Source organism: Chryseobacterium sp. CBo1 (assembly GCF_001693475.1).
GTDB lineage: Bacteria > Bacteroidota > Bacteroidia > Flavobacteriales > Weeksellaceae > Chryseobacterium > Chryseobacterium formosense.
Window position 1 is genome coordinate 1 of sequence record NZ_MAUH01000006.1, and the last position, 23,802, is coordinate 23,802.

Sequence of the window (23,802 nt, forward strand, 5' to 3'; positions counted from 1 at the left end):
CACCTGTTCCCATTCCGAACACAGAAGTTAAGCCCACCAGCGCCGATGGTACTGCGAAAGCGGGAGAGTAGGTCGCCGCCAGTTTTTTTACAAAAGTCTCATACATGTATTTGTATGAGACTTTTTTTTGTTTATAACGCAAGATTCAATATTTGAGATTTAAGATTTGGTATTCAACATTTAAAATTCAGTATTTAAAGCTCAATATCCAGTATTAAAAAATCTAAATCCTTGATTTGATATTTAATATTTCAAATACAAATGAATGTGCCGCTCCGTAGGAGCGTACTTTTGTAGGAAAATGTGCGCAATAAAAATCATGAGCTCCGTAGGAGCGAAATAACTGTGTATGTTTAATAATGATTATACTACTCAATTTATAGATAGCCATAGAACCGGTTACCCCAGTAGGCATTGGAAAAATAAAAATTACCTACAAAAAAGCATTGGAGCGAGAAATAAAAGCGCATAGCCGGTAAGAACTCCTAAATCTAAATTAAAATTGTTTATATTTCACTGATGGTAAAAACTATTCTGCTGTTGTATGTTGCAGCTGGAACTGTTACTGAAACTCCGCTTAATTGTAGCTGAATTGGAATATTTGAATAACTGGCTAAAGTAGCAATTGCAACAATCCTAAATAGTTCTACATCTGTTAATCCTATTGGCTGATAAGTTGTTCCTCCGGATATTGAGCACAATACACAAACTGTAGTACCATCTCCCGTTCTTCTCGCGTTTAATATTAAACTTGAATTCCATGTTGGGTTGGCTTCATAGTGAACGGATACTTTTCCGCTACCTAATAAAAGAGGAACACTTGCAGTTAGTAGGATTTGATTGGCTGCACTTTCATAAGTTCCTGCATAGTTTGTTCCAGCCTCTGTGATAGAAGGAATGGTAACTGTCCAGTTGTTTCCGCCTACTGTTAACGTTCTTTGTGCTTTAGCTTGTGATAGTGATATTGAGAGCATCAAAACAATGATACTGAAAAAAAAATTATTTTTAAATGACTCGTTATAATCTTCCATAATTCTTTATTCTGTTATTGTGTAAGTAATGACTACCGGTGTATTTGTTCTTGCGGATAAATTTGCATAGGTATTTGCCGACAAAGTTAACGTTAAGCGATGACCATTATTTGCTCCATTTCCTGTATAAGCTCCTCTTATTCCGCTGATGATCGTTTGTGCTGTTGTGTTTAATGTTAACTGGGCAGAAGGCGTACCCAAAACTCCACCACCGGAACCTGACGCAGCTGCTGCCTGAATTTTAATGTCAATCCCGGGAATTATCTGGTTGATAGAAGCTGTAATTCTCCTCGGAAGACCTGCTGCAGCAACTGCTGATGTATAATTCAACCATTTCGAAGTATTTGAAACAGGTGCAATAACCGGATTACCTGCTTCAGTAGGTGCCGAAAAATTAAAGCTGATATTTCCTGGTGGTTCTATATCCATCAAAGTAACTACAGGTAATGTAACGCCTACTGCGCGGTTTCCTGTTGTTTGTGCTAAAAATGTGCAGGAAAATATCATAAGAACCGGAAAAAGTATTCTGAAATTACTCATTTTTGCTTTTTATTTTCGATATAGGTTACTTTAATGGTTTCCTGTTGATATTTTATTTCTGATGATTGTTTAATTACATTAAAAACTATATTTTTTGTTTCTGAAGGTTTTAGATATAAATCATAATGATCAATGGGAATCTTAAATTTTTTGTCTAAACCGTTCTTGTAAATTTTCACTTTCCAGTCTCCGGGACGCAGATAGGTAAAATCAAAATGTTCTCCAATCATTACAATTTTTCTGAATGTTTGTTTTCCGTTTGTAGCTTCAATGACAAGATTCTCTTTTTTCTTTTTTGATCTCTGTGTGCTGAGTTGGGCAAACGCCAATTTATTTTCTGTTTCGTTATATTCTATTTTTCCCTGAATATTTGCTGCAGTTGTCAGACCAAAGTTGAAAAAGTTTTCCTGTTTATTTAAAATTAAAGAAGCAGGCAGGTTTATATCTGTAATATCATTCAATGCAGTTGTTGACCGGTCTATTTCCAAAACATATTCACCAGGAATCACGTTTTTAAAAATATAATTCCCCCTTTTATCTGTAACTGAAAGATGATTTCCCATAATCAAACGGATACCCTCTGTTTTGTTGACTCCAAGATTTTTGATATTCCCAGATAATGTAGTGTATTCGGCAACTTTTTGAGAAGGAAGATTCATCCTTACAGTATAGCGCAGCGAAAAAATAAAATCTTTATTTCCCAGTTCTCCACGTTGAAGATTATATCTTGCTGAAAGGTCGAATTCATGTCCGCGAAAAATTTGCTGATGAAAGATGAGCTCAAAAAGATTTCGGTCAGAATAATATTCTTCAGGCATGTAATTATTCTGATAAAATAAGCTGAAATATGTTTTGTCCGAAAATCTACTTAATATCCTTGCTCCATAATAAAACTGTTCCTGGTTTTGTAATTGATAACGTGAAGTAAGTGCATAGCTTCCATAGATATTGAAGGAAGTTTTAAATTTCTCAAATCCAATATTTACCGTATAAAAACTAGAGTTGCCGGAAAATCCTGTAAGGTAGTTATCTGTTTTACCAAATTGCGTTTCAAGATTGATCTGAAAAATATCGATTTGCTGATCTATCGACATTCTGAAATATTTTTCCCTATAATCGAATTCTCTTGGCATCAGACGATCCTGATATCTTTGCGAACCATTGAAGAGCATTAAATTTCCATTTTTAGCATATTTAAATTGAATTCCGTACTGCAGAAATTTTCGGTATGGAGCGGCAAGAAATAAAGTATCACGCTGAAAATTTTTGGCATCCTGAACATAATTTCCTATCACATTGATTTTCTTCGTGAGCTGATATTGCGCATTTCCGTTGAAAGTGCTTGTGTTGTTAAAATATCCTGCATATTCCGGACTTGCCCTTATGTACAAAGCATTTCCTTTGAACTTTTCGAAATTTGCAACGGTTTGCAGCATAAAAGCTGTTCCTTCTGTTTTTTCTGTTTTGCTGTAAGATGTTTCTCCGGAAATTTCAAGATTTTTATTGAGTTTAAATTTTCCTGCGAGATAAGGTAAATGTGCATTAGAATCTAATCTTAAATTTGTAAAACTGAAATCTGTAGTTTCTGTTCTCGGGATTTTAAGTAAATATCCAGCCGTAATTTCAGACTCTTTTGCAATTTTTAGTTTTGAATACACGTTAAATTCATCTTTAATATCTCTGAAAAATCTAGGATGATTATAAAAACCACCGACACTTATTTTGTTTAAATCAATCTCAATTTCTGCGCCACGACCATATCTTGCATATTCAGTTAAAAAAGATGATGAGTAATTTTTATCTCCGAGATGTACCCACAAATTTTCACGTTTATAGTTTACAAAATACTCTTCATATCGGGTAAATGAATTAAATGCTACAGGATTTTTGGTAATAGCCCTGAACTCAATAAGATTTTTATTTTCCTGATCTAAACTTCCTTTCCCATGAAATTCACCCTGAAAACCATCTTCATAACTTCCACTGTTTTCCATACCTACAAATAAAAGCGATGCCGAAACAGGCAATCTGTGATAAATGTCGTCTTCAACAGGTTTTACCGAAATTATTTTTGTACTGGTATATGCTGTCTGATTTTGACTAAACTTTCCTTCAGAATGTACGGTTAGATTTAAATTTTGATATTCATTTTTACCAAGCTCAATATTAGTTTTTTTTGAAACGGAGATTATTTTGCTTTCCCCCGGCTGTAAAAGTATTTTTGACGGATGATCAACTACCGCATTTTTACTTTCCAAAATTAATTTCTCAGAAATATTGCCATTATTTTTTAAAAGAAATGTTGATTTTATTTTTTCTCCGGCTTTTACAAATTCAGGATAATCTAATGTGGTAAGTGAAATTTCTCTGCTCCCGACAACGATAAACTCAGATGTCAGGTTAAATTTTTCTTTCGTGCTGTTGTCAATTCCGGTCAGAAAAACCGAATATTTACCTTGTGGAGCTTCAAGAGCAATTTTTAACGGAACAATATAAATTTTATTTTCATTCGGAGCGATTGAGATGCTTCCTGTTTTTAAGATTGGTGCAATAGATGGGTTTGAAGATTCTGCAGTAAGATCATAATTTTTAGCCTCAGAGGTTCTGTTCTCTATTGTAAATGAAATAGAAGTTGTTGTTCCCGGCTTTAGGCTGTCTTTTTTTTGAGAAAAAAATAAAACCGGGAGTAGGAGGGTAAAATAGATAATCTGTTTTTTAATCATTTTTTACTTCCAATTCCACATTGAGTGCAAATGCATTTTCGTCTTCATCAGTTGCAATAATTACGGCATTGTATTGATCGGGAGGCATTTTGGTGATATCAATATGAAAAGATTTTGAGGTTTGTGGTAATAATCCCATTGGCAGACTGCTGAGAGTTTCGATTTTCTGACCATTTTTTTTGTTGTAAATCTCTATTGATGCAGTTGGTTTGCAATAAAGATTTCCTTCATTGGCGATAGCTATTTTTAGTATTCTTTTTTCTTGTTCTTTTTCGATTTTTATTCCTTCGAATTTTAAATTGGGCTTTGCCTTTTCGGAATCTACATCGGTGATGATCTGAATAGCATACCGTACAATTGAGGTAATATTGATCCCCTGCTTTTCATTGCTGGCTTTTATATTTTCGACAGGTTCTACAATAATTACGCTCCAATAGCTTCCTGCGTCATTCGTTTGTAGAGGTATTTTGATTTCATAAAAAACGTCTGTTTTTTCTTTTGGTTTTAAGCTGATCAAATTGGTGTTGAGCTGGATCCATTCTGCATTGGTTTTTGGGTTAGTTTTTGGGATGGTATAATTTATTGAACCATCTGCCTGATAAGTGAAATCCTGTAAAAACAGTTTCACATCCTGAGTCTGATTACCTGTATTTTCTATAGAAATTTTGCCTTTGTACACTCTGCCGTTCTCTACTTTATAAGTGTGTGAAAGCCCGTTGAGTACCACAATATTTGCCTTTGAAAAAGAAAATGGAAGGATCAGAATTATAAATAAGAGTATCCGCTTTATCATTTTAAATGTAAAGTTTTAGTTTGTTTTAAGACAATAGTAAAGCTGGGAGAAATTTAGATAAAATTTCTCCTTGATCACAAGTCAGATTTTTTGTGAATTCTTAGTTGTCCGAAATTGTGTAGGTCACCGTAGCAACTGTAGTTGCGGTAGCTTGCAAATCTGCATAGTTGGCAATATTTCCGCCTGCTGCTAAAGCATAAGTTAGATTATGGCCATTGTTTGCTCCGTTTCCGGTATAAGCACTGCCGATTCCTGAAATAATAGTTTGGTCAGCTGCGCTTAATGTCAATTGAGCGGAAGGAGTTCCTAAAGTTCCTCCTCCTCCCCCGGTTGCGGCAGCGGCAGTAACATTAATATCAATTCCCGGAATCACGGCATTTAAGCTTACAGAAACATTACGGGTAGGATCGGCAACAGATTTTATGGAAGAGTAGTTCAACCAAAGCGTGTTGTCGCTGCCACTCGAAACGAGAGGAAGACCTGCTTCTGTAGGAGGTGTGAAACCTAGAGTGATGTTTTTGGTTGCAGAAGGCTCAATGTCTACTATTGCAACTTCGGGAACAGAAATCGTAATCGTGTGACTGTCTGTGTTAGTGTCTTGTGCTTTTAGATTTGCTGAGAAAGCAAGCGCTGCTAAAGACATAGCTAAGCTAAATGTTGTTTTCGTCATGGTGTTAATATTTTGAAAAGTGAAGTTAGTCAAAAATTCATTACAATATGAAATATTTAACGATAAAATTTTATGTTTATGTATTCATTATCAATTGTTTAATGTTGTTATTCGATAATTTTTTACATAGTTATCAATTTTTCGTGGTAAAATTTTATGACTATAATCAATGTATAGGGAAATTATACATCTAAAATTGCATTAGTGTATTTTATTTTTCAGAATGAGTTGATTGCGAATTTGATAGGTGTTTAATGTTCTGTTCTTCCGGCGAAATGCCAACTGTTGTTTTCAGTTTTTATTTTAATATCGTACCAGCCTTTAGTTTTCTCTAAATTAATAACTGTATCATACTTTGAAGAAGCAGATTTAATCTCTTTCTTGGTTTTTTCGTACAAATTTTCGAGACTGATGGTGTAATTTTCGTCCGGAATATTATGCAATTCAATCTTTATCTCGTCCTTGGATGAAGTATTGGATAAAATTACTTCTATTTCAGGTTTTTTTTTACCCTTAAATTTTCTTACAAAACCATTAATGCCTATTATTTCATAGCTGTACGTTCCAAAACTGATTGGATGGGTAAGCTTATCATTCGAATGAAGTTTGTAAGAGAAGTAATAATTTTTTGTATTAAATGCGTTTTTGTCGTAAACAATTAAATCAACTTCACTGTTTTTGAAGTTCATCATACTGATCTCGTTATTTTCTATATTAACAAGATAGTGGTGTGTCTGAAGAATAGGTGGTTTCATGTCTCTTCGGAATTCAATTAGTTTTTTTGAATGTTTTTTTCAGAGAACATTTTGGGACTTGGTAGGATGATTATTTTTTATAATCACGATGTCATTAAGTTTTACATGACAAATTTAGCACATGTATATTACCGGTTCTTTAACTTTTTGTTAAGAGTTGGCAAATATTAGCATCGAAAATAATAAAAAAAATTAACATAATGAGGTGTTAAATGTTAATATTTTCTTAAAATCTGCTTAAGATTCCCCAGTGGATTTTTATGTCGTTAAACTTAAAAGGATTTCCAAATTCATTACCATTAGAAAGCTGGAAGCTCATCAAACCAATCGGAATAAAGAAATTAAATCCAAGACCAACACTATACAGTCTAGGTTTTACATTTAAAGATTTATTGTTGAGCTGCCCATATTGCCCGAAAACATCAAAAAATGCCTGATTTCCGATGAGATACCGATATTCCACACCGGCGTAATAATAGAAATCGGCGGCAAGTGAGCTTTCATTGAAACCGCGGAGGGAATTCCAGCCACCAAAACGGTACAATTCGTTGGCCGAGAAATCTATTTTAGAATCCATCATGGCGCCTTCACCTTTTATATTAAGAAAGTGATTTCCGTTGATATGATAATTGTATTCCCCGAAAAAGTAGAACTGGTTTTGATTAGCTTTAATGTTTTCCCCGGTGTAATTGGTTGCCAAAAAGTCATAACCTATATTCAGTTTAGACTTATAAAGGAAAAGGTCAATATCGGTAGGTTCTGTCATGTCGAAGAAAATACCGATCCCTTTTTTGTTGTAATCTTTTCCCTGAATATAAAGACTGTCAATGATGGTTGAGTTTTCAAAAGTGCCTCGTAAACCTATTTTCTGTCGGCTGTTGAGATGATAATAGAACGCAGGTAACGCTTTTACATTGGCAAAAGTAGAATCTTGTCTGAAGATATTCACTTTCATATTCATCCCAATATTCGAATTGAATAAATACGGAATATCAGTCTGTAAATCGAAAGTCTGTCCTTTATCCGGGTTTCTTTGCCAGTATAAATTCACAGTTTCAAAACCATTGAACATATTTTTAAAATTCACATTTAAGGTTCCGTTCAGGGTAAATTTATCTGTTTTATCATTTCCAAAACCAATAACGCCGTCGAAAGTGTTGGTCTTTTTCTTTTCCATGAAAAGATAAATCTGTGTAGAATCTTTCGTGAAAAGTGTTTGCGGTTGCCGTTCAAGCGTGATGAAAGGATGGCTTTGGAAGTTTTTATTGATGGCAATCAGGTTTTTGTCATCGTATGTTTTTCCTTTAAATTCTTTCTCTAAATTTTTAATAAATCTTTTCGGAACCCTTGTATAGCCTTTTGCTACAAAACCATCGATGGTTCGTTTATTATTTTTATTAATATCGAGCTCTACAACGGGATAGCCATTTTTCTTTCCTTTAAACTGAGACTTAATTCTGCTGAAAGCAAATCCGTCATCAATATATTTTTTGTTGATGTTTTTTTTAATAGAATCTAAATTTTTAGTGAAAAATTCTTTCTCCAATTTAAATCGGTCAACTATAGAATCGGAAAGATTAACGTAGGTTTCGTTGAAGTTTTTTCCTTTATCATAAAAAATTTCGGTACTGTCGCCTTTTATTTTTACATCTTTCAGTTCGGTGAAAAAGTAATTACTTTGAGCCAGAGAATCGAGAAATTTTGCGGCTGAAAGTGAATCTTTTACCTTTTTCTTAACTTTCGTTTCTGTATCGATCAGGAAATAATGTTTCTTCTGCGCTTGTATAAAAACGCAAAACAGCACAAAAAATATTTTCAGAAATAACTTCAATTAATACAAAGTTTAAAATCTTGTTGTTTGTCATTCCGTAGGAATCTCAGCAAAGAATTTAACCTAAATCGTTTAGATTCCTACGGAATGACAAAAAGGGATTTTTATAAAATAAACATAATAGTTTAACTGAATCTAAGCCAGTTTATTATACTTCTTCATTAAATTCTCGTAAGTTCCCTGCGGTAAAATCCATTTCAAAGGAACGCCGATTTTCTGTCCGAATTTACCAAAATAATAGTGAGCTTTCCATTTATTTTTGCTTAAAAGTGCATCAATATACTCAGCAACTTCCAAAGGTTCTGTTCCGTCGCCTACGTGAGAATTCATCAAAGCATAAACTTTGTCAAACACATTTTTGTAAGGCTCAGAGACTTTTGTTTTCACTCTGTTTTCTGCAATATTGGTTTTGATGTCTCCTAAATGAAGCGAACAAACATTCACATTCCAAGGGTAAACTTCGTATCTCATCGCTTCGGTAACTTTATCCAAAGCCGATTTTGAAGCTGAATAAAACCCACGAAAAGGCAATCCCATTTCACTCCCGATACTGGAAACATTGATGATTTGTCCGAATTTATTTTCACGCATTTTCGGCATTACGGCACTCATCATTTGAACGGCTCCGACAAGATTTAGATTAAATAATTTTAAAATATCTTCCTTTGAAGAATCTTCCACAGAACCCACCATTCCCATTCCGGCATTGTTGATGAGAACATCAATTTTTGTTTCTGTTTTCAGAACTTCTGCAATTGCATTCTGCACTGCTGCATTATCTGTAACATCGGTTGGAATAGATGTGAAATACTGGCTTTCAGTGTGTTTTCTGCTCAAGCCATAGACTTTATGACCTTTCTTTCCAAAATATTCTGCCAATACGAAACCAATTCCTGATGAAGTTCCTGTGATAATTATAGTTTTATTCAATTTTTTTAGTTTAAAATGTTAAGCCGATATCTTCTCTTTCAATCATTTTTGTGTCTTCCAGATTACAGATACAACCCTTTACTGTTTTATAATTTCCATTGATGCGTGTTTCTTTTCCCTTGCTGTCTTTAATGACAATTCCTGCCGAATAATCGTTTCCTTCGGAATGATAAGCTCTGAAAATCACATATTCAAATCCATTATTTGTAAATAAAAGATTGTCTATTTCCATTGCGGCATTATCGATTCCGCCACCTCTGAAATAAGAATTATAATGAAATTTTTTCCAGCTTTCCTTTGTTCGCTCTTTTGGAAATTCCATTTCAATTTTATTTGCTGTTCCGAAACGATATTGAATGTATTGGTTGTTTTTATCTTTTACCAAAGTCATTTTTTTGCCGTTTTTGGTTTCAAATGAATAAATTACTTCTTCATTAGGCAAAAAATATTGAGCCCAAAATGTCACAGGAATCAAAAATGTTAAAATGAATATAAGCTTTTTCATCTTTAACTATTTTACTAAAATGGTTTTTAAATCCTCCCAAAACATCGGATAAGACTTTTCTACCACATTTTCATCTTCAATATTTAATTCTTTAATGAGGCAAAACGGGGCAAAACTCATTGCCATTCTGTGATCCTGATAGGTTGCAATCGAAATGTTTTCTTCAGGCTCATTAAAGTTGATAGATTTTATCGTTAAATCTGTAAATTCTGTTTCAGTACCCAGTTTTTTCAGTTCATTATGTAAAGCCAGCAATCGGTCGGTTTCTTTCACTCGTAAAGTTCCCAATCCTGAAATTTCAAAAGGGATTTTTAAAGCTGAAGCCGTTACACAAAGGGTTTGAGCAATATCCGGACAATTGTTCATGTCTAAAACAATCTTTTCTGGGAACTCGAAACCCTCAATCGGTTCAAGTTTTAATTGATGTTCTTCTTCTTTGAAAGTTGTTTTAATTCCGAAAAACTCTTCGTAAATTTTTGCAATCGCAGAATCTCCCTGAGTGGATTCTTTATAAAAACTTTTCAGGTGAATTGTTTTTCTTCCCAAAGCAGCAAAAGAGTAGAAGTAGGATGCGGAACTCCAGTCGCTTTCCACTTCATAATTCACAATTGACGAATGATTATTCACTTCAAATTTTTTAACTTTGATTGTATTTCCGATGAAACTGTTTTTAATTCCGAATTTGTTTAAAATGTCCAAAGTCATTTCGATATAAGACCTTGAAGTCACTTCACCAACCAAATTGATTTCCAATCCGTTTTCCAATTTTCCGGCAATGAGTAGAAGTGAAGTGATAAACTGGCTTGAAATATTGGCAGGAACATCTACTTTTGTTTCTGTGATTTTTCTTCCACTAATTTTCAATGGAGGGAAACCTTCATTTTCTAAATATTCGATTTCGACACCGAGATTTTGTAAAGCGGTCACCAGATTTTTAATAGGTCTTTCCTTCATTCTTTTCGAGCCTGTCAAAATAGTTGTTTTTCCATCCTGAATGGAATAATATGATGTAAGGAAACGCATCGCAGTTCCTGCATGATGAATGTCTACAATTTCAGTATTCTCAGACAATGCTTTTTTCAGCAATTGGGTATCCTGAGAATTCGACAGATTCCCGATTTTTATGTTTGCAAACAGGCTTTCCAAAATCAACAAACGATTCGAAATACTTTTCGAACCGCTGATTTGTATGGTTGTGTTTTCTTTTAATTTTGATTTTTCTAACTTCATATTCTTTAGATAGAAGCTGGAAATAAGGAGCTGGGTGTTCAGGTATTGTAATAAACTTCCGGCTTCCGTCATCCATCTTCCTGCATTATTTCAATTTCTCATTATTCTGATGACGATCTTTATCGCGATCAGTTTTTATCTTCATTTTTTTATCGAAAGCTTCCTGCAAATTAACCCCGGTTTGGTTGGCTAAACATAATGTAACAAATAAAACATCTGCCAATTCTTCGCCCAGATCTTTGCTTTTATCGCTTTCTTTTTCGCTCTGTTCACCGTATCTTCGCGCAATAATTCTTGCAACTTCACCTACTTCTTCTGTCAACATTGCCATATTGGTCAGTTCATTAAAATAACGAACGCCAATTGTTTTTATCCATTCGTCAACTTGCTGCTGCAGATTTGTAATTTCCATAATTTTTAAGAGCCAAGGCAAAAGTTAAAAGAGCCAGCTGTAAATTAATTTAAAATTTAGGTTTAATATCAAATATCAAATATCAAATATCAAATATCAAATATCAAATATCTTACTGATAAGCACCCAATGTGGGATTTGAAGTTCTGTCAGCGCCCACAATATCAGTAGGAACAGAATTGGCAACCGTAAGATCACCTTTTCCTCTTGCCGGAGAATCTGATTTCACTCTAAGATTCATTTGTGCAGCAAAGTAGTTGATAAACTTTGGCTCTTGGTTTTTGATACTTCCCGTAACATTCGAATTGGTATCAAAATCAAATCCTGCAGCACTTGTTCCTGAATATTTCAGCAAACAGTTCTGAATGGAAAAATTAAGCAGTTGTCCCGGTGTTTGCTCCAAAGAAAGAGCATTATCACGATCAGAATAAACAATACTGTTTCTTATGTTGAAGTGCAGAGAGCCTTGTTCGGTTTGTCCGTTTTCATTTTGATATTCATTGGCTGCAAAAATTCCGTTGCGGTTGAATTGATGAAGCAGTTCAGAATAATTGACAATGGTAGAGTGTACAAAATCGTACATTCCTCCTTTGAAAATTCCGATACATGATTCACCGCAATTGTTCATTACCAGATTGTTTGCATTAATATTAGATCTCACAGAATAAATTCCATATTCCTGGAAAGTATGGATAAATGAATTGCTGATAGTTGCGTTGGTTTCCGTCATTTCCAGACCTCTTGTTCCGCCGAACAGCCTCGCATGATTCATGATCAGGTTTGAGTTTTTCTCCATTCTGATCGAGTTCCAGTTTCTCGGGATCGTGTCATAATAAGTGTCATTTCGGTCTCCGCGAAGAATTACCTGCTCATCTTTTGTTCCGTTGATATTTAGGGTTGCTCCTGTGGAAACTTTCATTCCGCTGTTTTTATGAAAATAAACTTTCGTTCCGGGCTGAATGTTCAGATGTACTCCCGGATCAAGCGTAAGATCACCGTAAATAATTTTTGCTTTATTACTAGACCACGTTGCGTCTGAAGCAATTATATTCGGATTCGAAGGGGTTTTAATAAAAAATTCAGCATCCTGAACCACCGAAAATAAAGTGACGTGTTGTTGTCCTGCTCCCGTTGTAAATAAAATGCGGTCTTCAGCGATTGCTTCCGGACCTGAAGCTTGCGGAGCAATTTCAACAAAAATATACAAACTGTCTTTTTTTCTTAAAGGAACATTCTGAAAATCGTGTCCCGGTTTTCCGTCAACATTGATTCTATATAAAGATGCAGCTCCTTTTTCAAGGCTGATTCTTGGGATCATTACATCCTTATCTTCATTATTAAATACTTTTACAGCATATGTTTCTGAACGAACCTGATGATAAACAGTGTCACAGAAAACAGTGTCTCTTGAGAATCTGAGCTCCTGAGAAGGCGCATCAAACGTAATATCGTCCTTGTTACAAGAAACAGCTAAAAGCAACATCCAGAAAGATAAAAAGAGTAATGATTTGAGTTTCATCAAAATTAAAGTTTATATAAGTTTCAAATTTAACGAAAATACTTTAAAATTCTTATCTTTTAAAAAATGTTGATCAGGTATTTGTATATTTTAAAAATTATTGTATTTTTGCAACCTAAAATTTAGCAGAAGAAATACCATTACTATTTCGAAAGCAAAACTTTAATTTTTTAAAAATTTATTATGAAAAACGGAATTCACCCAGAAAATTATAGACTTGTTGTTTTCAAAGATATGAGTAACGACGAAGTATTTTTATGCAAATCTACTGCAGATACAAAAGACACAATCGAGTTTGAAGGAACTGAGTACCCATTGATCAAAATGGAAATCTCTTCTACTTCTCACCCTTTCTACACAGGAAAAACTAAATTGGTTGATACTGCAGGTAGAGTAGACAAGTTTATGAACAAATACAAAAAATTCGCGAAGTAATTTTTTGATTTTACAATATTTTAAAGTCTTTCGATTTTTTCGAAAGACTTTTTTTGTGCACTTTAACCAGAATTAAAACTTGAATAGCACAACTTCTCCCAATGATTCGTATTTTTGTCAATAAGCAGATTTTGGATATAAACAGTGAGATTGTAAACATCCGGCTTCCATCATCTAGCTTCCAACCTTAAAAACTTTTACAGAAATGCAACTCGTATTTTCCGATGCACAATATTGGGAAGATTTTCTTCCGCTTACTTTTACCCGTCCAGTCGCAGAAATGCGTTGCGGAATTCTTACTTTCTCCGAAAGATGGCAGAAAATTTTAGATTCTGCCGAAATTTCATGGTTTACGGAAATGTATCTGCAGCAAAAATTCAGGGAACCGGAAAAAAAAGAAAGTCTGTTTTTGGTGACTAATTTTTTGCCGACGGAAACGGTTATTCAACAGATAAAAGATTTGAAACAAGGCGAAGCTTTGGTGTATGAAGACGAATTGGTGGCTGCAAAAATCAATATGGACGGTTTTTCTTTAAACCAGATCGAAAAAATGACGGATATCAGGGAAGAGCTTATTTTCTTTAAAAAACCAACCGATCTTTTTACGTATAATAAAGAAGCCATTGATTTTGATTTTGAATTACTGACAAAAGGAAAAACTTCACAGGAATTATCTTCAACCAACGGATTTTTAGGAAATGAAGAAGATTTATTTATCGAAGAAGGTGCAGAAGTTGAATTTTCAACCATCAACACTAAAACAGGAAAAATTTACATCGGGAAAAATGCAGAAGTAATGGAAGGTTGTAACCTTCGTGGTCCGATTGCGCTTTGTGAAGGTTCGAAGTTTAATTTGGGGGCAAAAATTTATGGTGCAACTACGATTGGCCCACATTCAAAAGTGGGTGGTGAAGTCAGCAATATCATTATTTTCGGGTATTCCAATAAAGGTCATGACGGTTTTGTCGGAAATTCCGTGATCGGAGAATGGTGTAATTTGGGAGCCGATACCAATTCATCCAACTTAAAAAATAATTACGGAAATGTAAAACTTTGGAATTACAGAACGAAAGATTTCCAGGACACAGGATTACAATTTGCCGGTTTAATTATGGGGGATCATTCTAAAACGGCCATTAATACACAACTGAATACAGGAACTGTGATCGGAGTTGCTTCCAATATTTTTAAAGAAGGTTTTCCACCGAATCTTATTGAAAATTTTTCGTGGGGTGGTTTTAAAGATGATGAACGTTTTAAATTAGATAAAGCTTACGAAGTTGCCGAAAAAGTAATGGCGAGAAGAAAAATGCCATTAACTGATCATGATAAAGCAATCTTTAAACATATTTTTGATAATTATTAAAAAATATCTGAACCATTAAGTTTAAATTAAGTTGTTAAGTTTTTTTAAGGTAAATTTCTGAAGATATTCATTAAGCATACGTCTTAAGGCAAAGCTCAACTTAAAAATCTAAAATTCTCAAATGCCTTAATAGTTCAGATATAGAGCTGTTTTCGGCAATAAAAATTAAAACTTCAATCTTTTTTGAAGTTTTTTTTAATTTTAGTGTAATATATTTCAATTTCAGGTTGTCTTACTAATAGAAACAAACTTATGACTCAGGAAACTTTTAAGAATACGGTATTTATTCTCAGAGATGAGATGTTCCGTTTTGCGAAAAGGTTTGTCATGAGCAGCGATGAAGCTGAAGATGTAGTACAGGATCTGATGATAAAATTCTGGCAAAAGAAAGACGAATTGGAGCAGTTTGGAAATTTTAAATCCTATGCTTTGAAATCAGTCAGGAATGAATGCCTTAACAGGCTGAAGCATCACGACGTAAAGTTAGGTTTTGCCGATTTACAGCTACACCGTTCGGAACTCTACAGTATGGATGTAAATAATATGAAAGAACAAATCATCGGATTTATCAATCAGCTTCCTGAGAAACAGAAAATGGTAATCCATTTGAAGGATGTAGAAGAGTATGAAGTGTCGGAAATTTCTGAAATGTTGGAAATGGAAGAAAACGCAGTAAGAGTAAATCTGATGCGCGCCAGACAAAAAGTAAAAGAACAAATCTCACAATTGATGAGCTATGAGCAACGACAAATTTCAAGATAAATATAACGAAGTCTTCCAAAGTTTAAAGGAAGAAAAAATGAACTGGGATTTTGAGGATTTCCTGAAAAAAACAGAAGGAAAGAATGATGAGATTTCATCAAACGAAACTCCGGTCATTCCAATTGAAACTAAAAAGCCTTCGTTTCCGAAATGGTTCTGGATGGCTGCAAGTGTGGTCTTGCTTTTCGGTCTTGGTTTTATATTTAATTATAATCAAACAGATGCTGTAGACAATCAGGCGAAATTGGTAGAAAATGAAATCCAGAAGCAGAAAACTGATTTCATTAATGAAAATCATAATCATGACTCGCAGGTTGCTGTGCATACAACAGATTCGGCTTCAGGAGCAAAAAAAGATTCTATTTTTATAGAAAATTCTATTGCGGAGAAAGATGTTTTAGATGAAATTTTATCTAAAAAAAGCAGGATTAAAAAAGAATCGAAACCGAGATATGTTTACAATTCTCAAGGCAATCTCAGTCAGAAAGATTCAACAGGATATAAAGATTCCTATGTTATCGTCAACGGAAAACGTATCGAAAGCATGGAAGAAGCGATAAACGTAACCAAATATTCATTTCAGGTGGTTGCCAACAATGTTAATCAGGCATTGGCTCCGAAAGTGATGGATAATGTAGATTATTAACAACAGATTATGCAACTGATCAGGCTTATAATCAATTAATTTAAACTGAACTTATGAAAAAAATACTCATTATATGTACTCTTGTGCTGTCTCATTTCTTTAATGTGTACGGACAGAAAAACAAGCTGGATCAGCTTTTTGAAAAATATCAGGAAGTTGAGGGAGTAACCTCCATTAAGATTGCCAAACCTATGTTCGGAATGCTTAGCAATCTGAATATCGCAGACGAAGAACTCGATCAGATAAAACCTCTTCTTTCAAAGATTGACGGATTGAAAGTTTTAATCACAGAAAACACCAAAGGAGAATTGGCGAATGTGAATAAAGAAATTTCGTCTTATCTGAGTAATTTGAATTACAATGAGATTATGTCTGTAAAGAATGCAGGAAGTAGAATTAAATTTCTTTCATCCGATGCAAAAAATGACGGAACGCTGGATAATATGCTCTTGAGTATTGATAGCGGAGGCGGAGAAAATATTCTGGTGATGCTCGACGGAAGACTTTCGATGGATGACGTGAATAAAATTATTAATTCTGCTGAAACAAAAACAAATACAACGAGATCAACAATTACAAGCAGTTTTGTATCGGATAATTCTGCATCTTATCTAAATGGTGAAAACAGAAATGTAGGACAGTTCTCAGGAATTGACATGAGCACAGGAGTAAAAGTGGTCTTTAAGCAGGAAAACAATACAAGTGTGAAGGTTTTTGCAGATTCAGATAAACTTCAGAATGTCATTACAAGAGTTGAAAACGGAGTTTTGAAAGTGTATATTGATAATAAAGGGACGAGAAATTTAAAATTTAAAAATCTGAGCATCAATGTTTCTTCGCCATCAATTGATAAGATTAAAGCTTCATCCGGCTCAAACTTTACGGCAGTAAACGAAATCCGCGCAAAAGATATGATCGTTGATGCATCTTCAGGATCGGCGGTTGTGGCAAAGTTTCAGATTTCAGGGACTTCAAATTTTGAAGCGAGTTCAGGATCTAATGTAAAATCGACGGTGAGCGCAAATAAAGTTTTAGTAAAAAGTTCAAGCGGCTCAAGCGTTACTCTGGAAGGAAATACGGATTATGTAGCCATCGATGCAAGCAGCGGATCTTCATGCAAAGCCGATCAGCTACGAGCTAATGTAGGTACAGTAGAATCTACTTCAGGAAGCAGTGCTTCGGTGAATGCTAAAGATCAATTGACTGTAAAAGCTTCTTCGGCAGGATCTGTGAAATATAAAGGAAGCCCGAGAATTGATGCTAATATCAGTAAATCTTCTGCAGGAAGTTTAAACCAAATCAACTAATAATTAAAAACCATGAAAACAATTAGAACCATTTTCTTCGTTTGCTGTACTTTATTTTTAATGCAGTCGTGTATTGTTTCTCATAAACCGAATATGGCATTTTTCTCAAATTCTGACTATGATTATGAGGATGCTCAATTTGCGAGTATTAATGTACCTATGTTTTTAGCGAAGCCTTATATCAAAAAAGCTTTGAGAGAAGATGGCGAAAGTGAAGAAGCCATCGCCATGGTAAAAAAAGTTTCGAAGATAAAAATGATGACTGTTGCCAACGGAAGTGAGAAGCTGATGAAAGATTATGCCAATTATCTGAAAAATGAAAATTACGAAGAATGGGCTACCATAAAACGTGATGGTGAAAACGTGAATATCCGTGTAAAGCAACAAGGCGACATGATAAAAAATATGCTGATTACCGTAAATTCTAAGAAAGATTTGGTCTTTGTAGATGTAAAAGGGAGTTTTACAGCAGATGATATTTCAAAAATGATCAATTTCGCATCCGATAAATAACTTCATATTCAACCATATTTAATTTTGTAAAGTCACTGTTCACGGTGGCTTTTTTTGATTTATAATATGAATTGTTAAGTTTTATTTAAACTATTTTAAGCTATTTTCATATGTCATTTAAAAAGCTTAATTTTGCAAGAAAGTAAAGATGTCTATTCATAACAAAATTGTAGAGACAGCCATCACTTTCGATGACGTGCTTCTAGTTCCTTCTTATTCTGAAGTTTTACCTAACCAGGTTTCATTAAAATCAAGACTTACCGACAAAATTACGCTTAATGTTCCTATCGTTTCCGCTGCAATGGATACCGTTACAGAGGCTGAATTGGCGATTGCTTTGGCAAGAGTTGGTGGTTTGGGCTTCATTCATAAAAATATGACAATTGCCGAACAGGCGGCTCAGGTAAACAGAGTAAAACGTTCTGAAAACGGAATGATCTCTGATCCTGTTACACTTTCTAAAGACCATACTTTGGCAGAGGCTAAAGAAACAATGGCCAAATATAAGATCTCCGGTCTACCTGTAGTTGACGCTGAAAATACCTTGATCGGCATCATCACAAACAGAGACGTGAAATATCAGGAAAACCTTGATATGAAGGTTGAGGAGATTATGACGAAAGAAAATCTTATCACTTCCGATAAAGATACCAATCTTGAGAAAGCCAAAGAAATTCTTTTGAAAAGTAGAGTTGAAAAGCTCCCTATCGTTGATGCAAACAATAAATTAGTAGGTTTAATTACCATTAAAGATATTGATAATCAGCTGGAATATCCGAATGCCAATAAAGATCAAAACGGTAGATTAATCGTTGGAGCCGGAGTTGGAGTTGGTGAAGATACCTTAGATAGAATTGAAGCTCTTGTAAAAGCAGGTGTTGATATTATAGGTATCGATTCTGCTCACGGGCATTCTATTGGTGTTTTGAATAAAATTAAAGAAATCAGACAGGCATATCCTGATTTGGATATTGTTGGAGGAAATATCGTAACTGCTGAAGCAGCTAAAGATCTGATCGAGGCCGGAGCAAATGTTTTGAAAGTAGGTGTTGGTCCTGGTTCTATCTGTACAACGAGAGTTGTTGCGGGAGTTGGGGTTCCTCAATTATCGGCAATTTATAACGTTTACGAATACGCACAAACCAAAAATGTTGCAGTCATTGCTGATGGTGGAATTAAGCTTTCAGGAGATATTGTAAAAGCAATCGCAAGTGGAGCAGGAGCTGTAATGTTGGGCTCTCTTTTAGCCGGAACTGATGAAGCTCCAGGTGAAGAAATCATCTTCCAGGGAAGAAAATTCAAGACTTATCAGGGAATGGGAAGTCTTTCTGCAATGAAAAGAGGAGGAAAAGAAAGATATTTCCAAAGTGAGGCTAAAAAATTCGTTCCGGAAGGAATTGAAGGAAGAGTTCCAAGTAAAGGATCTTTAGAAGAAGTAATTTTCCAATTAGTTGGAGGTTTAAGAGCTGGAATGGGATATTGCGGAGCAAAAGACGTTACTGCTTTACAAACCGAGACCAAAATGGTAATGATCACAGGAAGCGGATTGAAAGAATCTCATCCTCATGATGTAATTATTACTCAGGAAGCTCCTAATTATTCTTTGTAATGATACGCTGTTAGCTATTGGCGTTAAATAAAATAAAAGTTTCGGCGGTCGCTTTGCGACCGCCGAAACTTTTTTAAGCAATATTATTTAATTTTCCTAAATCTGAATCTCTGCTTAATGACAAAATTCAAAAACTGTCCTTTCGATCTCGCTTCTCTGAATTTCTCGGATATATCAAGAGGAACTTTTAAGTAATCATAAATGGCTCCCGACTGATATATGACTCTCAATATTTCAGTTTCAGGAAAATAAATATAATGATTAACTACGCTTGATGGCATATATTGTTTTCATCAAAAAATATTCCTAATAAAAAACCTTCCAAAGTCTGGAAGGTTTTTGTATTTATTCTTTAAGTTTATCTTTAAAATCATCAATCCGGAAATCAGTTAGAGCATTTCCTTTTTCTATTTTTTCTTTGGAGTAGAGCCTGAAATCATTTTCAGTCTTTTCCAACAGATAATCGTAAGGTCCCACCGAAGAAATTAGTTTAACCAAAACCGGTGAAATTTCCAGACAGATAAAAAGCCCCATAATAAAAGCTGCAGCTGTTGCAATAATCGCTGAATTCTTACCCAATTCATCCAATGCCTGAAGTCTGGCTGCGAATCCGTTGAACTTATCTTCAAAAGTTTCTGTGGATTTTCTTTCGGTTTCAAGATTGGTGTAAACTTTTGAAATTTCTTTGTCAAGATAATCTAATCTTGGTGCAACCTGTTTCTGGTAGTTTTCCAGATCCTGTCTGCGTTGCTCTTTCAGTTCCTGCTTACGTTTTGCATTGGGTCCGAAACCTTCTTTTCCGCTGGTAAGGTTGGTTTGTTTTCCTAAAATTTCCTTTTCCAGTTCGACAGCAGCCGAATCATAAGATTTCTGATATTGTGAAGTTTTTTCTGAGATTTGCTTCTTTTCTGTTTCAAACGGCCCGCTCTGCTGAAGAATTCTGCCGTTCATTTGTTTTTGCAGGTCGGTTTTGTTTCGTTGAATAATAGTGTTCAATTGTTTGTTAACTTCCTTCTCAAAAATTTTAAGCTCTAAAGGTTTAGAAATAATAATTCCTAAAAAAGTTGCCAAAATCAATCTTGGAATCGACATGAGAATCTGATTCCACCACGTTCCTGTTTTTTTAATGGATGAAACAATGTAGCGGTCAAGATTGAAGATCATTAGTCCCCAAAGAATTCCAAATCCGATGGATGCCCAAATGTCATCAAAAATAGTATACATTGCATAAGCAGCAGATAATGTTGCAAATACGGCTGTAAAAAGAACGATTCCTCCGATTCCTGCAAACTTATTCCATTCACTCGGTGTTTTCCTTAGGATATGAATATTTCCACCGGAGCAGACGAGCAGAAACTTCTGAAACCAGTTTATTTTATGATTGGTTTGAGATATAGTCGATTGTGGGTTTTTCATTATTGAAATTTTCTACAAAATTAGTATTAAAAAATATACCATTGTTACAAATAGTAATATGTTTTACCAAGTAATTTTAAAATAAGTCAAAATTGCTTCTGTTAATGGCTTAATTTCTGTTATTAAAAATATCTATCTTTAATCTATTCAAATAAATATATTATGAAAAATTTATCAAGAATCTCTTTAGCCATGGTTATTTTGACATTGTCATCTTGTAAAAAAGAAGATATTGTAGACAAAGAATTAAAGGAGGCCGCAGCCAACATGAATAAAATGACTCCGCAATTGTTGAGTGAAGGTGTGAGATTAGACAGTGTTTCGGCAGGAGAAAATAAGACTTTGAAATACTGCTATACTTTAACAGATGATGTAAAAGAAGACCTGAAACCTGAAGAAATTAATGGCTATAAATCTGCTGCAAAGGAGGAAGCTTTAAAAAGCATTAAAAACTCTCATGATATGAAGAACTTCAGAGATAACAATGTTACGCTTAAATATATTTATTATGACAAAAACGGTAAACCGACAACCGATTTTTCAGTTTCGCCTTCGGAATACAAAGAAAAGTAATTGTTGAATTATTTTAGACGATCGGGATTCTGCTTTAAAAAACTTTCCCAACCGGAATAAGATTTTGTATCAGCAAGCGTTCCCGAATTGAAATGATGGCACACAGCGACCGCTAATCCGTCGGAAGCATCAAGATATTTTGTTGGGAATTCTTTGAGTTTTAAAAGATTCTGAAGCATTCCTGCGACCTGTTCTTTACTGGCATTCCCGTTTCCGGTGATTGCCATTTTTATTTTTTTTGGAGAATATTCGGTGATGGGAATATTTCTGTACAAACTTGCTGCCATTGCAACACCTTGAGCTCTTCCGAGTTTGAGCATTGATTGTACATTCTTACCAAAGAAAGGTGCTTCAAGCGCAACTTCATCCGGATGAAACTCGTCAATTAAAGCCAAAGTTTTATCGAAAATATATTTAAGCTTGGTTTCGTGATTAGGATATTTTTTTAAAATCAGTTCGTGAATGGAAATCATTTCCATTTTACCTTTTTTAACCGATATTAAGCCAAATCCCATCACGGCTGTTCCGGGGTCAATTCCTAAAATTATTTTCTCTGCTGAAACCATCACGACAAAGATACGGCTTTCTTTATTTTAGATTTTAATTTATTCTTGCGACAGTTTCTTTTCATCGATCAGAATCCATTTCCCGTCATGTCTAAGAAGTGAAATTTTATCAACGATAAATTTAGTTATATAGGGTTTGTCTTTGTAAATTTCCCAGGCTTTCAGAAAGTTTTCATAAGAGAGATTTCTATAGCCCACTGTCATATGGGGATTGAATGAATAACTTCCAAAACTAAATTTTTCTTTTACATTAAAATACAGCTGCTTCAGATTTTCATTTTCTTCCGGTTGTATAAACAGAACAGGATTTTTTGGATTGGGGAAGCTTCCGAAACCATTCAATATAATTTCAAAAGGAGAAATTTTTGTATTGACTTTCTGAAAAGCAATGTGAATATCTTCCTCCAATTTGATTTCTCTTTCAAAAGGAGGAAATAATGTAATATGTGCGTCATTATTCAATGCTTTAGTATTGCCAAAGTTTATAGCTAAATCTTCTTTAAAAGCTCTCACCTCATCAATGATTTTCTGTTCAGGATAAACAGCTATGAAATACATTTTTTTCATAAAGCGAAATTAAGTTTTTAAAATTTATTTTAATACATAAGAAAATTATGCATAAGTTTGTAAGGTATTAAATCGACGGATGAAAAAAAACAGTCTCTATAAAGGAACACTCCAAAACATCATCTTAAAGTTACTTTCTAAAGAAGTAAAGATGTATGGTTATCAGATCACACAGCGTGCAAAAGAATTAACAGAAGGTGAACTTGAAATGACGGAAGGCGCACTTTATCCGCTTTTACATAAGCTGGAAGCAGATGGAATTATTACTTCTGAAATTCAGGAAATCAATGGAAGAAGCAGAAAATATTATTTGCTTAGCGAAAAGGGCAAAAAACAACAGGCAGTTCAGGAAGATGAGATGAGATCATATTTATTTAATCTAAAAACAATTTTTGACATATGATTTCAGCAAAACAAAAATTAGAGATTGAAAAGTATCTGATCTCTAAGAATTTACCTTTGGATATTTTGCTTGAAGTGAAAGATCATTTTTTGAATCAGATCGATAATCTACAAATTGAAAATAAAGAATCTTTTGATGCCGCATTTGAAAATACCAAAGAAAAATGGAGCGAAGATTTAAAGCAAGCGAAGTATTATAATGGGAAATCAATTGCACTCATTGCAAAGAATATTAAAGATAAAGCTGTAAATAAAATTTTGCTTAAAGCTTCATTATCTGTGTTTATAATGCTTTTACTTTTATTTTCACTAAGTAAGCTAATTGATAAAAATGATTTTAGTGAATTTTTGAGGTATGCAATCATTATTTTTTTTAGTCTACCTGGAATTTTTGTGATGCGGTATACTAAACTGTATCATCTATCATTTAAAAACAAGAAAATTAGACTTAATATATACCAAGGCTATGAGGGGCTTTGTATGTATTTTGGATTTTTCTTTCCGTTTATATACAGCTATTATACAAATACTGGAGAAAGGATATTAAATTTTTTTTATAACTCAAGTGAAAATTTTGCAGATATAATTATACTAATGATTACTTCAGGTACATATTTTTTTACAATCTTTATGCAGGTTTCATTTATAAAAAGTGTGAAAAAAATTAAAAATAGTATTCAAGACCTTAGAGAATTATAATA

Annotated in this window: 26 protein-coding genes and 1 rRNA gene; 11 read left to right on the forward strand and 16 right to left on the reverse strand. The window is 34.1% G+C overall.

Annotation, left to right across the window (positions count from 1 at the left end; translation table 11 throughout):
* Positions 1–84: ribosomal RNA gene (rrf, locus tag BA768_RS05280) — 5S ribosomal RNA — on the forward strand; the annotation flags it as partial.
* Positions 85–506: 422 nt separating this feature from the next.
* Here the strand turns inward: rrf and BA768_RS05285 are convergent.
* The 12 genes from BA768_RS05285 to BA768_RS05340 all read right to left on the reverse strand — a co-directional run bounded on the left by BA768_RS05285 (position 507) and on the right by BA768_RS05340 (position 12,939).
* On the reverse strand, positions 507–1,031 hold the full coding sequence (locus BA768_RS05285; protein WP_228388304.1) for a hypothetical protein: 525 nt from the start codon (positions 1,029–1,031) through the stop codon (positions 507–509).
* A 6-nt stretch (positions 1,032–1,037) separates the two neighbouring features.
* The gene (locus BA768_RS05290) at positions 1,038–1,571 is read right to left on the reverse strand and encodes a hypothetical protein (RefSeq protein WP_065719979.1); all 534 of its coding nucleotides are present in this window, start codon (positions 1,569–1,571) and stop codon (positions 1,038–1,040) included.
* The gene (locus tag BA768_RS05295; RefSeq protein WP_065719980.1) at positions 1,568–4,294 is read right to left on the reverse strand and encodes a hypothetical protein; all 2,727 of its coding nucleotides are present in this window, start codon (positions 4,292–4,294) and stop codon (positions 1,568–1,570) included. Before BA768_RS05295 ends, BA768_RS05290 begins: the two co-directional genes overlap by 4 nt.
* Entirely contained in the window at positions 4,287–5,021 is a 735-nt protein-coding gene (locus BA768_RS05300; RefSeq protein ID WP_228388306.1) for a WxL protein host-binding domain-containing protein, read from the reverse strand. The genes BA768_RS05295 and BA768_RS05300 overlap by 8 nt, the downstream gene beginning before the upstream one ends.
* 166 nt (positions 5,022–5,187) lie before the next feature.
* Entirely contained in the window at positions 5,188–5,757 is a 570-nt protein-coding gene (locus BA768_RS05305; RefSeq protein ID WP_065719982.1) for a hypothetical protein, read from the reverse strand.
* Between the two features lie 251 nt (positions 5,758–6,008).
* On the reverse strand, positions 6,009–6,512 hold the full coding sequence (locus tag BA768_RS05310) for a phospholipase domain-containing protein (protein ID WP_065719983.1): 504 nt from the start codon (positions 6,510–6,512) through the stop codon (positions 6,009–6,011).
* Between the two features lie 226 nt (positions 6,513–6,738).
* Positions 6,739–8,316 carry a hypothetical protein gene (locus BA768_RS05315; protein ID WP_228388308.1) on the reverse strand — a complete coding sequence of 526 codons (1,578 nt, stop codon included), beginning with the start codon at positions 8,314–8,316 and terminating at the stop codon, positions 6,739–6,741.
* A gap of 162 nt (positions 8,317–8,478) precedes the next feature.
* Positions 8,479–9,273, reverse strand: coding sequence for an SDR family oxidoreductase (locus BA768_RS05320; RefSeq protein WP_065719985.1), 795 nt, complete (start codon positions 9,271–9,273; stop codon positions 8,479–8,481).
* A 10-nt stretch (positions 9,274–9,283) separates the two neighbouring features.
* Positions 9,284–9,778 carry a hypothetical protein gene (locus BA768_RS05325; protein ID WP_065719986.1) on the reverse strand — a complete coding sequence of 165 codons (495 nt, stop codon included), beginning with the start codon at positions 9,776–9,778 and terminating at the stop codon, positions 9,284–9,286.
* A 6-nt stretch (positions 9,779–9,784) separates the two neighbouring features.
* Complete coding sequence (locus BA768_RS05330) at positions 9,785–11,008, reverse strand: 3-phosphoshikimate 1-carboxyvinyltransferase (protein ID WP_065720066.1); 1,224 nt, start codon at positions 11,006–11,008, stop codon at positions 9,785–9,787.
* Between the two features lie 85 nt (positions 11,009–11,093).
* Entirely contained in the window at positions 11,094–11,420 is a 327-nt protein-coding gene (locus tag BA768_RS05335; RefSeq protein WP_034678907.1) for a nucleotide pyrophosphohydrolase, read from the reverse strand.
* A gap of 112 nt (positions 11,421–11,532) precedes the next feature.
* Positions 11,533–12,939, reverse strand: coding sequence for a hypothetical protein (locus BA768_RS05340; RefSeq protein WP_065719987.1), 1,407 nt, complete (start codon positions 12,937–12,939; stop codon positions 11,533–11,535).
* 183 nt (positions 12,940–13,122) lie between these two features.
* On the opposite strand from BA768_RS05340, the gene BA768_RS05345 reads away from it, so the two are divergent.
* The 7 genes from BA768_RS05345 (at position 13,123) to guaB (ending at position 19,577) form a co-directional block, all read left to right on the forward strand.
* Positions 13,123–13,374: a type B 50S ribosomal protein L31 gene (locus tag BA768_RS05345; RefSeq protein WP_034678914.1), complete on the forward strand. Its 252-nt coding sequence runs from the start codon at positions 13,123–13,125 to the stop codon at positions 13,372–13,374.
* Between the two features lie 205 nt (positions 13,375–13,579).
* Complete coding sequence (locus BA768_RS05350; RefSeq protein ID WP_065719988.1) at positions 13,580–14,740, forward strand: GlmU family protein; 1,161 nt, start codon at positions 13,580–13,582, stop codon at positions 14,738–14,740.
* A gap of 252 nt (positions 14,741–14,992) precedes the next feature.
* Positions 14,993–15,502, forward strand: a complete 510-nt coding sequence (locus BA768_RS05355) for an RNA polymerase sigma factor (protein ID WP_034678917.1) — start codon at positions 14,993–14,995, stop codon at positions 15,500–15,502.
* A complete protein-coding gene (locus BA768_RS05360; protein ID WP_228376803.1) occupies positions 15,477–16,148 on the forward strand; it encodes a hypothetical protein in 672 nt (223 codons plus the stop codon). The genes BA768_RS05355 and BA768_RS05360 overlap by 26 nt, the downstream gene beginning before the upstream one ends.
* 53 nt (positions 16,149–16,201) lie before the next feature.
* Entirely contained in the window at positions 16,202–17,455 is a 1,254-nt protein-coding gene (locus BA768_RS05365; RefSeq protein ID WP_065719989.1) for a DUF4252 domain-containing protein, read from the forward strand.
* A gap of 12 nt (positions 17,456–17,467) precedes the next feature.
* Complete coding sequence (locus BA768_RS05370; protein ID WP_065719990.1) at positions 17,468–17,968, forward strand: DUF4252 domain-containing protein; 501 nt, start codon at positions 17,468–17,470, stop codon at positions 17,966–17,968.
* 148 nt (positions 17,969–18,116) lie between these two features.
* Positions 18,117–19,577 carry an IMP dehydrogenase gene (gene guaB, locus BA768_RS05375; RefSeq protein ID WP_034678923.1) on the forward strand — a complete coding sequence of 487 codons (1,461 nt, stop codon included), beginning with the start codon at positions 18,117–18,119 and terminating at the stop codon, positions 19,575–19,577.
* 83 nt (positions 19,578–19,660) lie between these two features.
* Here guaB and BA768_RS05380 read toward each other — a convergent pair whose 3' ends face one another.
* Positions 19,661–19,858 (reverse strand): KTSC domain-containing protein, encoded by a 198-nt coding sequence (locus BA768_RS05380; protein WP_065719991.1) that lies wholly within the window; start codon positions 19,856–19,858, stop codon positions 19,661–19,663.
* Between the two features lie 64 nt (positions 19,859–19,922).
* Entirely contained in the window at positions 19,923–20,993 is a 1,071-nt protein-coding gene (locus tag BA768_RS05385; RefSeq protein ID WP_065719992.1) for a DUF4407 domain-containing protein, read from the reverse strand.
* Positions 20,994–21,155: 162 nt separating this feature from the next.
* Between BA768_RS05385 and BA768_RS05390 the strand changes: the two genes are divergently transcribed.
* The gene (locus BA768_RS05390; protein ID WP_065719993.1) at positions 21,156–21,566 is read left to right on the forward strand and encodes a hypothetical protein; all 411 of its coding nucleotides are present in this window, start codon (positions 21,156–21,158) and stop codon (positions 21,564–21,566) included.
* Between the two features lie 8 nt (positions 21,567–21,574).
* Here BA768_RS05390 and ruvC read toward each other — a convergent pair whose 3' ends face one another.
* Together ruvC and BA768_RS05400 are read right to left on the reverse strand one after the other, a co-directional pair.
* On the reverse strand, positions 21,575–22,132 hold the full coding sequence (ruvC, locus tag BA768_RS05395; protein ID WP_034678925.1) for a crossover junction endodeoxyribonuclease RuvC: 558 nt from the start codon (positions 22,130–22,132) through the stop codon (positions 21,575–21,577).
* A 39-nt stretch (positions 22,133–22,171) separates the two neighbouring features.
* Complete coding sequence (locus BA768_RS05400) at positions 22,172–22,699, reverse strand: 2'-5' RNA ligase family protein (RefSeq protein WP_065719994.1); 528 nt, start codon at positions 22,697–22,699, stop codon at positions 22,172–22,174.
* Positions 22,700–22,778: 79 nt separating this feature from the next.
* On the opposite strand from BA768_RS05400, the gene BA768_RS05405 reads away from it, so the two are divergent.
* Positions 22,779–23,102, forward strand: a complete 324-nt coding sequence (locus BA768_RS05405) for a PadR family transcriptional regulator (RefSeq protein ID WP_034678930.1) — start codon at positions 22,779–22,781, stop codon at positions 23,100–23,102.
* On the forward strand, positions 23,099–23,800 hold the full coding sequence (locus BA768_RS05410; RefSeq protein ID WP_065719995.1) for a hypothetical protein: 702 nt from the start codon (positions 23,099–23,101) through the stop codon (positions 23,798–23,800). Before BA768_RS05405 ends, BA768_RS05410 begins: the two co-directional genes overlap by 4 nt.
* The last annotated feature ends 2 nt before the right edge of the window (positions 23,801–23,802 follow it).

Bases quoted from the DNA above. Each gene is read 5' to 3' on its own strand.
- BA768_RS05295 (WP_065719980.1), bottom strand. From the start codon at position 4,294: ATGATTAAAAAACAGATTATCTATTTTACCCTCCTACTCCCGGTTTTA.
- BA768_RS05305 (WP_065719982.1), bottom strand. From the start codon at position 5,757: ATGACGAAAACAACATTTAGCTTAGCTATGTCTTTAGCAGCGCTTGCT.
- BA768_RS05345 (WP_034678914.1), top strand. From the start codon at position 13,123: ATGAAAAACGGAATTCACCCAGAAAATTATAGACTTGTTGTTTTCAAA.
- BA768_RS05330 (WP_065720066.1), bottom strand. From the start codon at position 11,008: ATGAAGTTAGAAAAATCAAAATTAAAAGAAAACACAACCATACAAATC.
- BA768_RS05285 (WP_228388304.1), bottom strand. From the start codon at position 1,031: ATGGAAGATTATAACGAGTCATTTAAAAATAATTTTTTTTTCAGTATC.
- BA768_RS05370 (WP_065719990.1), top strand. From the start codon at position 17,468: ATGAAAACAATTAGAACCATTTTCTTCGTTTGCTGTACTTTATTTTTA.
- BA768_RS05400 (WP_065719994.1), bottom strand. From the start codon at position 22,699: ATGAAAAAAATGTATTTCATAGCTGTTTATCCTGAACAGAAAATCATT.
- BA768_RS05350 (WP_065719988.1), top strand. From the start codon at position 13,580: ATGCAACTCGTATTTTCCGATGCACAATATTGGGAAGATTTTCTTCCG.
- BA768_RS05405 (WP_034678930.1), top strand. From the start codon at position 22,779: ATGAAAAAAAACAGTCTCTATAAAGGAACACTCCAAAACATCATCTTA.
- BA768_RS05410 (WP_065719995.1), top strand. From the start codon at position 23,099: ATGATTTCAGCAAAACAAAAATTAGAGATTGAAAAGTATCTGATCTCT.
- BA768_RS05290 (WP_065719979.1), bottom strand. From the start codon at position 1,571: ATGAGTAATTTCAGAATACTTTTTCCGGTTCTTATGATATTTTCCTGC.
- BA768_RS05355 (WP_034678917.1), top strand. From the start codon at position 14,993: ATGACTCAGGAAACTTTTAAGAATACGGTATTTATTCTCAGAGATGAG.
- BA768_RS05335 (WP_034678907.1), bottom strand. From the start codon at position 11,420: ATGGAAATTACAAATCTGCAGCAGCAAGTTGACGAATGGATAAAAACA.
- BA768_RS05390 (WP_065719993.1), top strand. From the start codon at position 21,156: ATGAAAAATTTATCAAGAATCTCTTTAGCCATGGTTATTTTGACATTG.
- BA768_RS05360 (WP_228376803.1), top strand. From the start codon at position 15,477: ATGAGCAACGACAAATTTCAAGATAAATATAACGAAGTCTTCCAAAGT.
- BA768_RS05365 (WP_065719989.1), top strand. From the start codon at position 16,202: ATGAAAAAAATACTCATTATATGTACTCTTGTGCTGTCTCATTTCTTT.
- ruvC (WP_034678925.1), bottom strand. From the start codon at position 22,132: ATGGTTTCAGCAGAGAAAATAATTTTAGGAATTGACCCCGGAACAGCC.
- guaB (WP_034678923.1), top strand. From the start codon at position 18,117: ATGTCTATTCATAACAAAATTGTAGAGACAGCCATCACTTTCGATGAC.
- BA768_RS05340 (WP_065719987.1), bottom strand. From the start codon at position 12,939: ATGAAACTCAAATCATTACTCTTTTTATCTTTCTGGATGTTGCTTTTA.
- BA768_RS05385 (WP_065719992.1), bottom strand. From the start codon at position 20,993: ATGAAAAACCCACAATCGACTATATCTCAAACCAATCATAAAATAAAC.
- BA768_RS05325 (WP_065719986.1), bottom strand. From the start codon at position 9,778: ATGAAAAAGCTTATATTCATTTTAACATTTTTGATTCCTGTGACATTT.
- BA768_RS05380 (WP_065719991.1), bottom strand. From the start codon at position 19,858: ATGCCATCAAGCGTAGTTAATCATTATATTTATTTTCCTGAAACTGAA.
- BA768_RS05310 (WP_065719983.1), bottom strand. From the start codon at position 6,512: ATGAAACCACCTATTCTTCAGACACACCACTATCTTGTTAATATAGAA.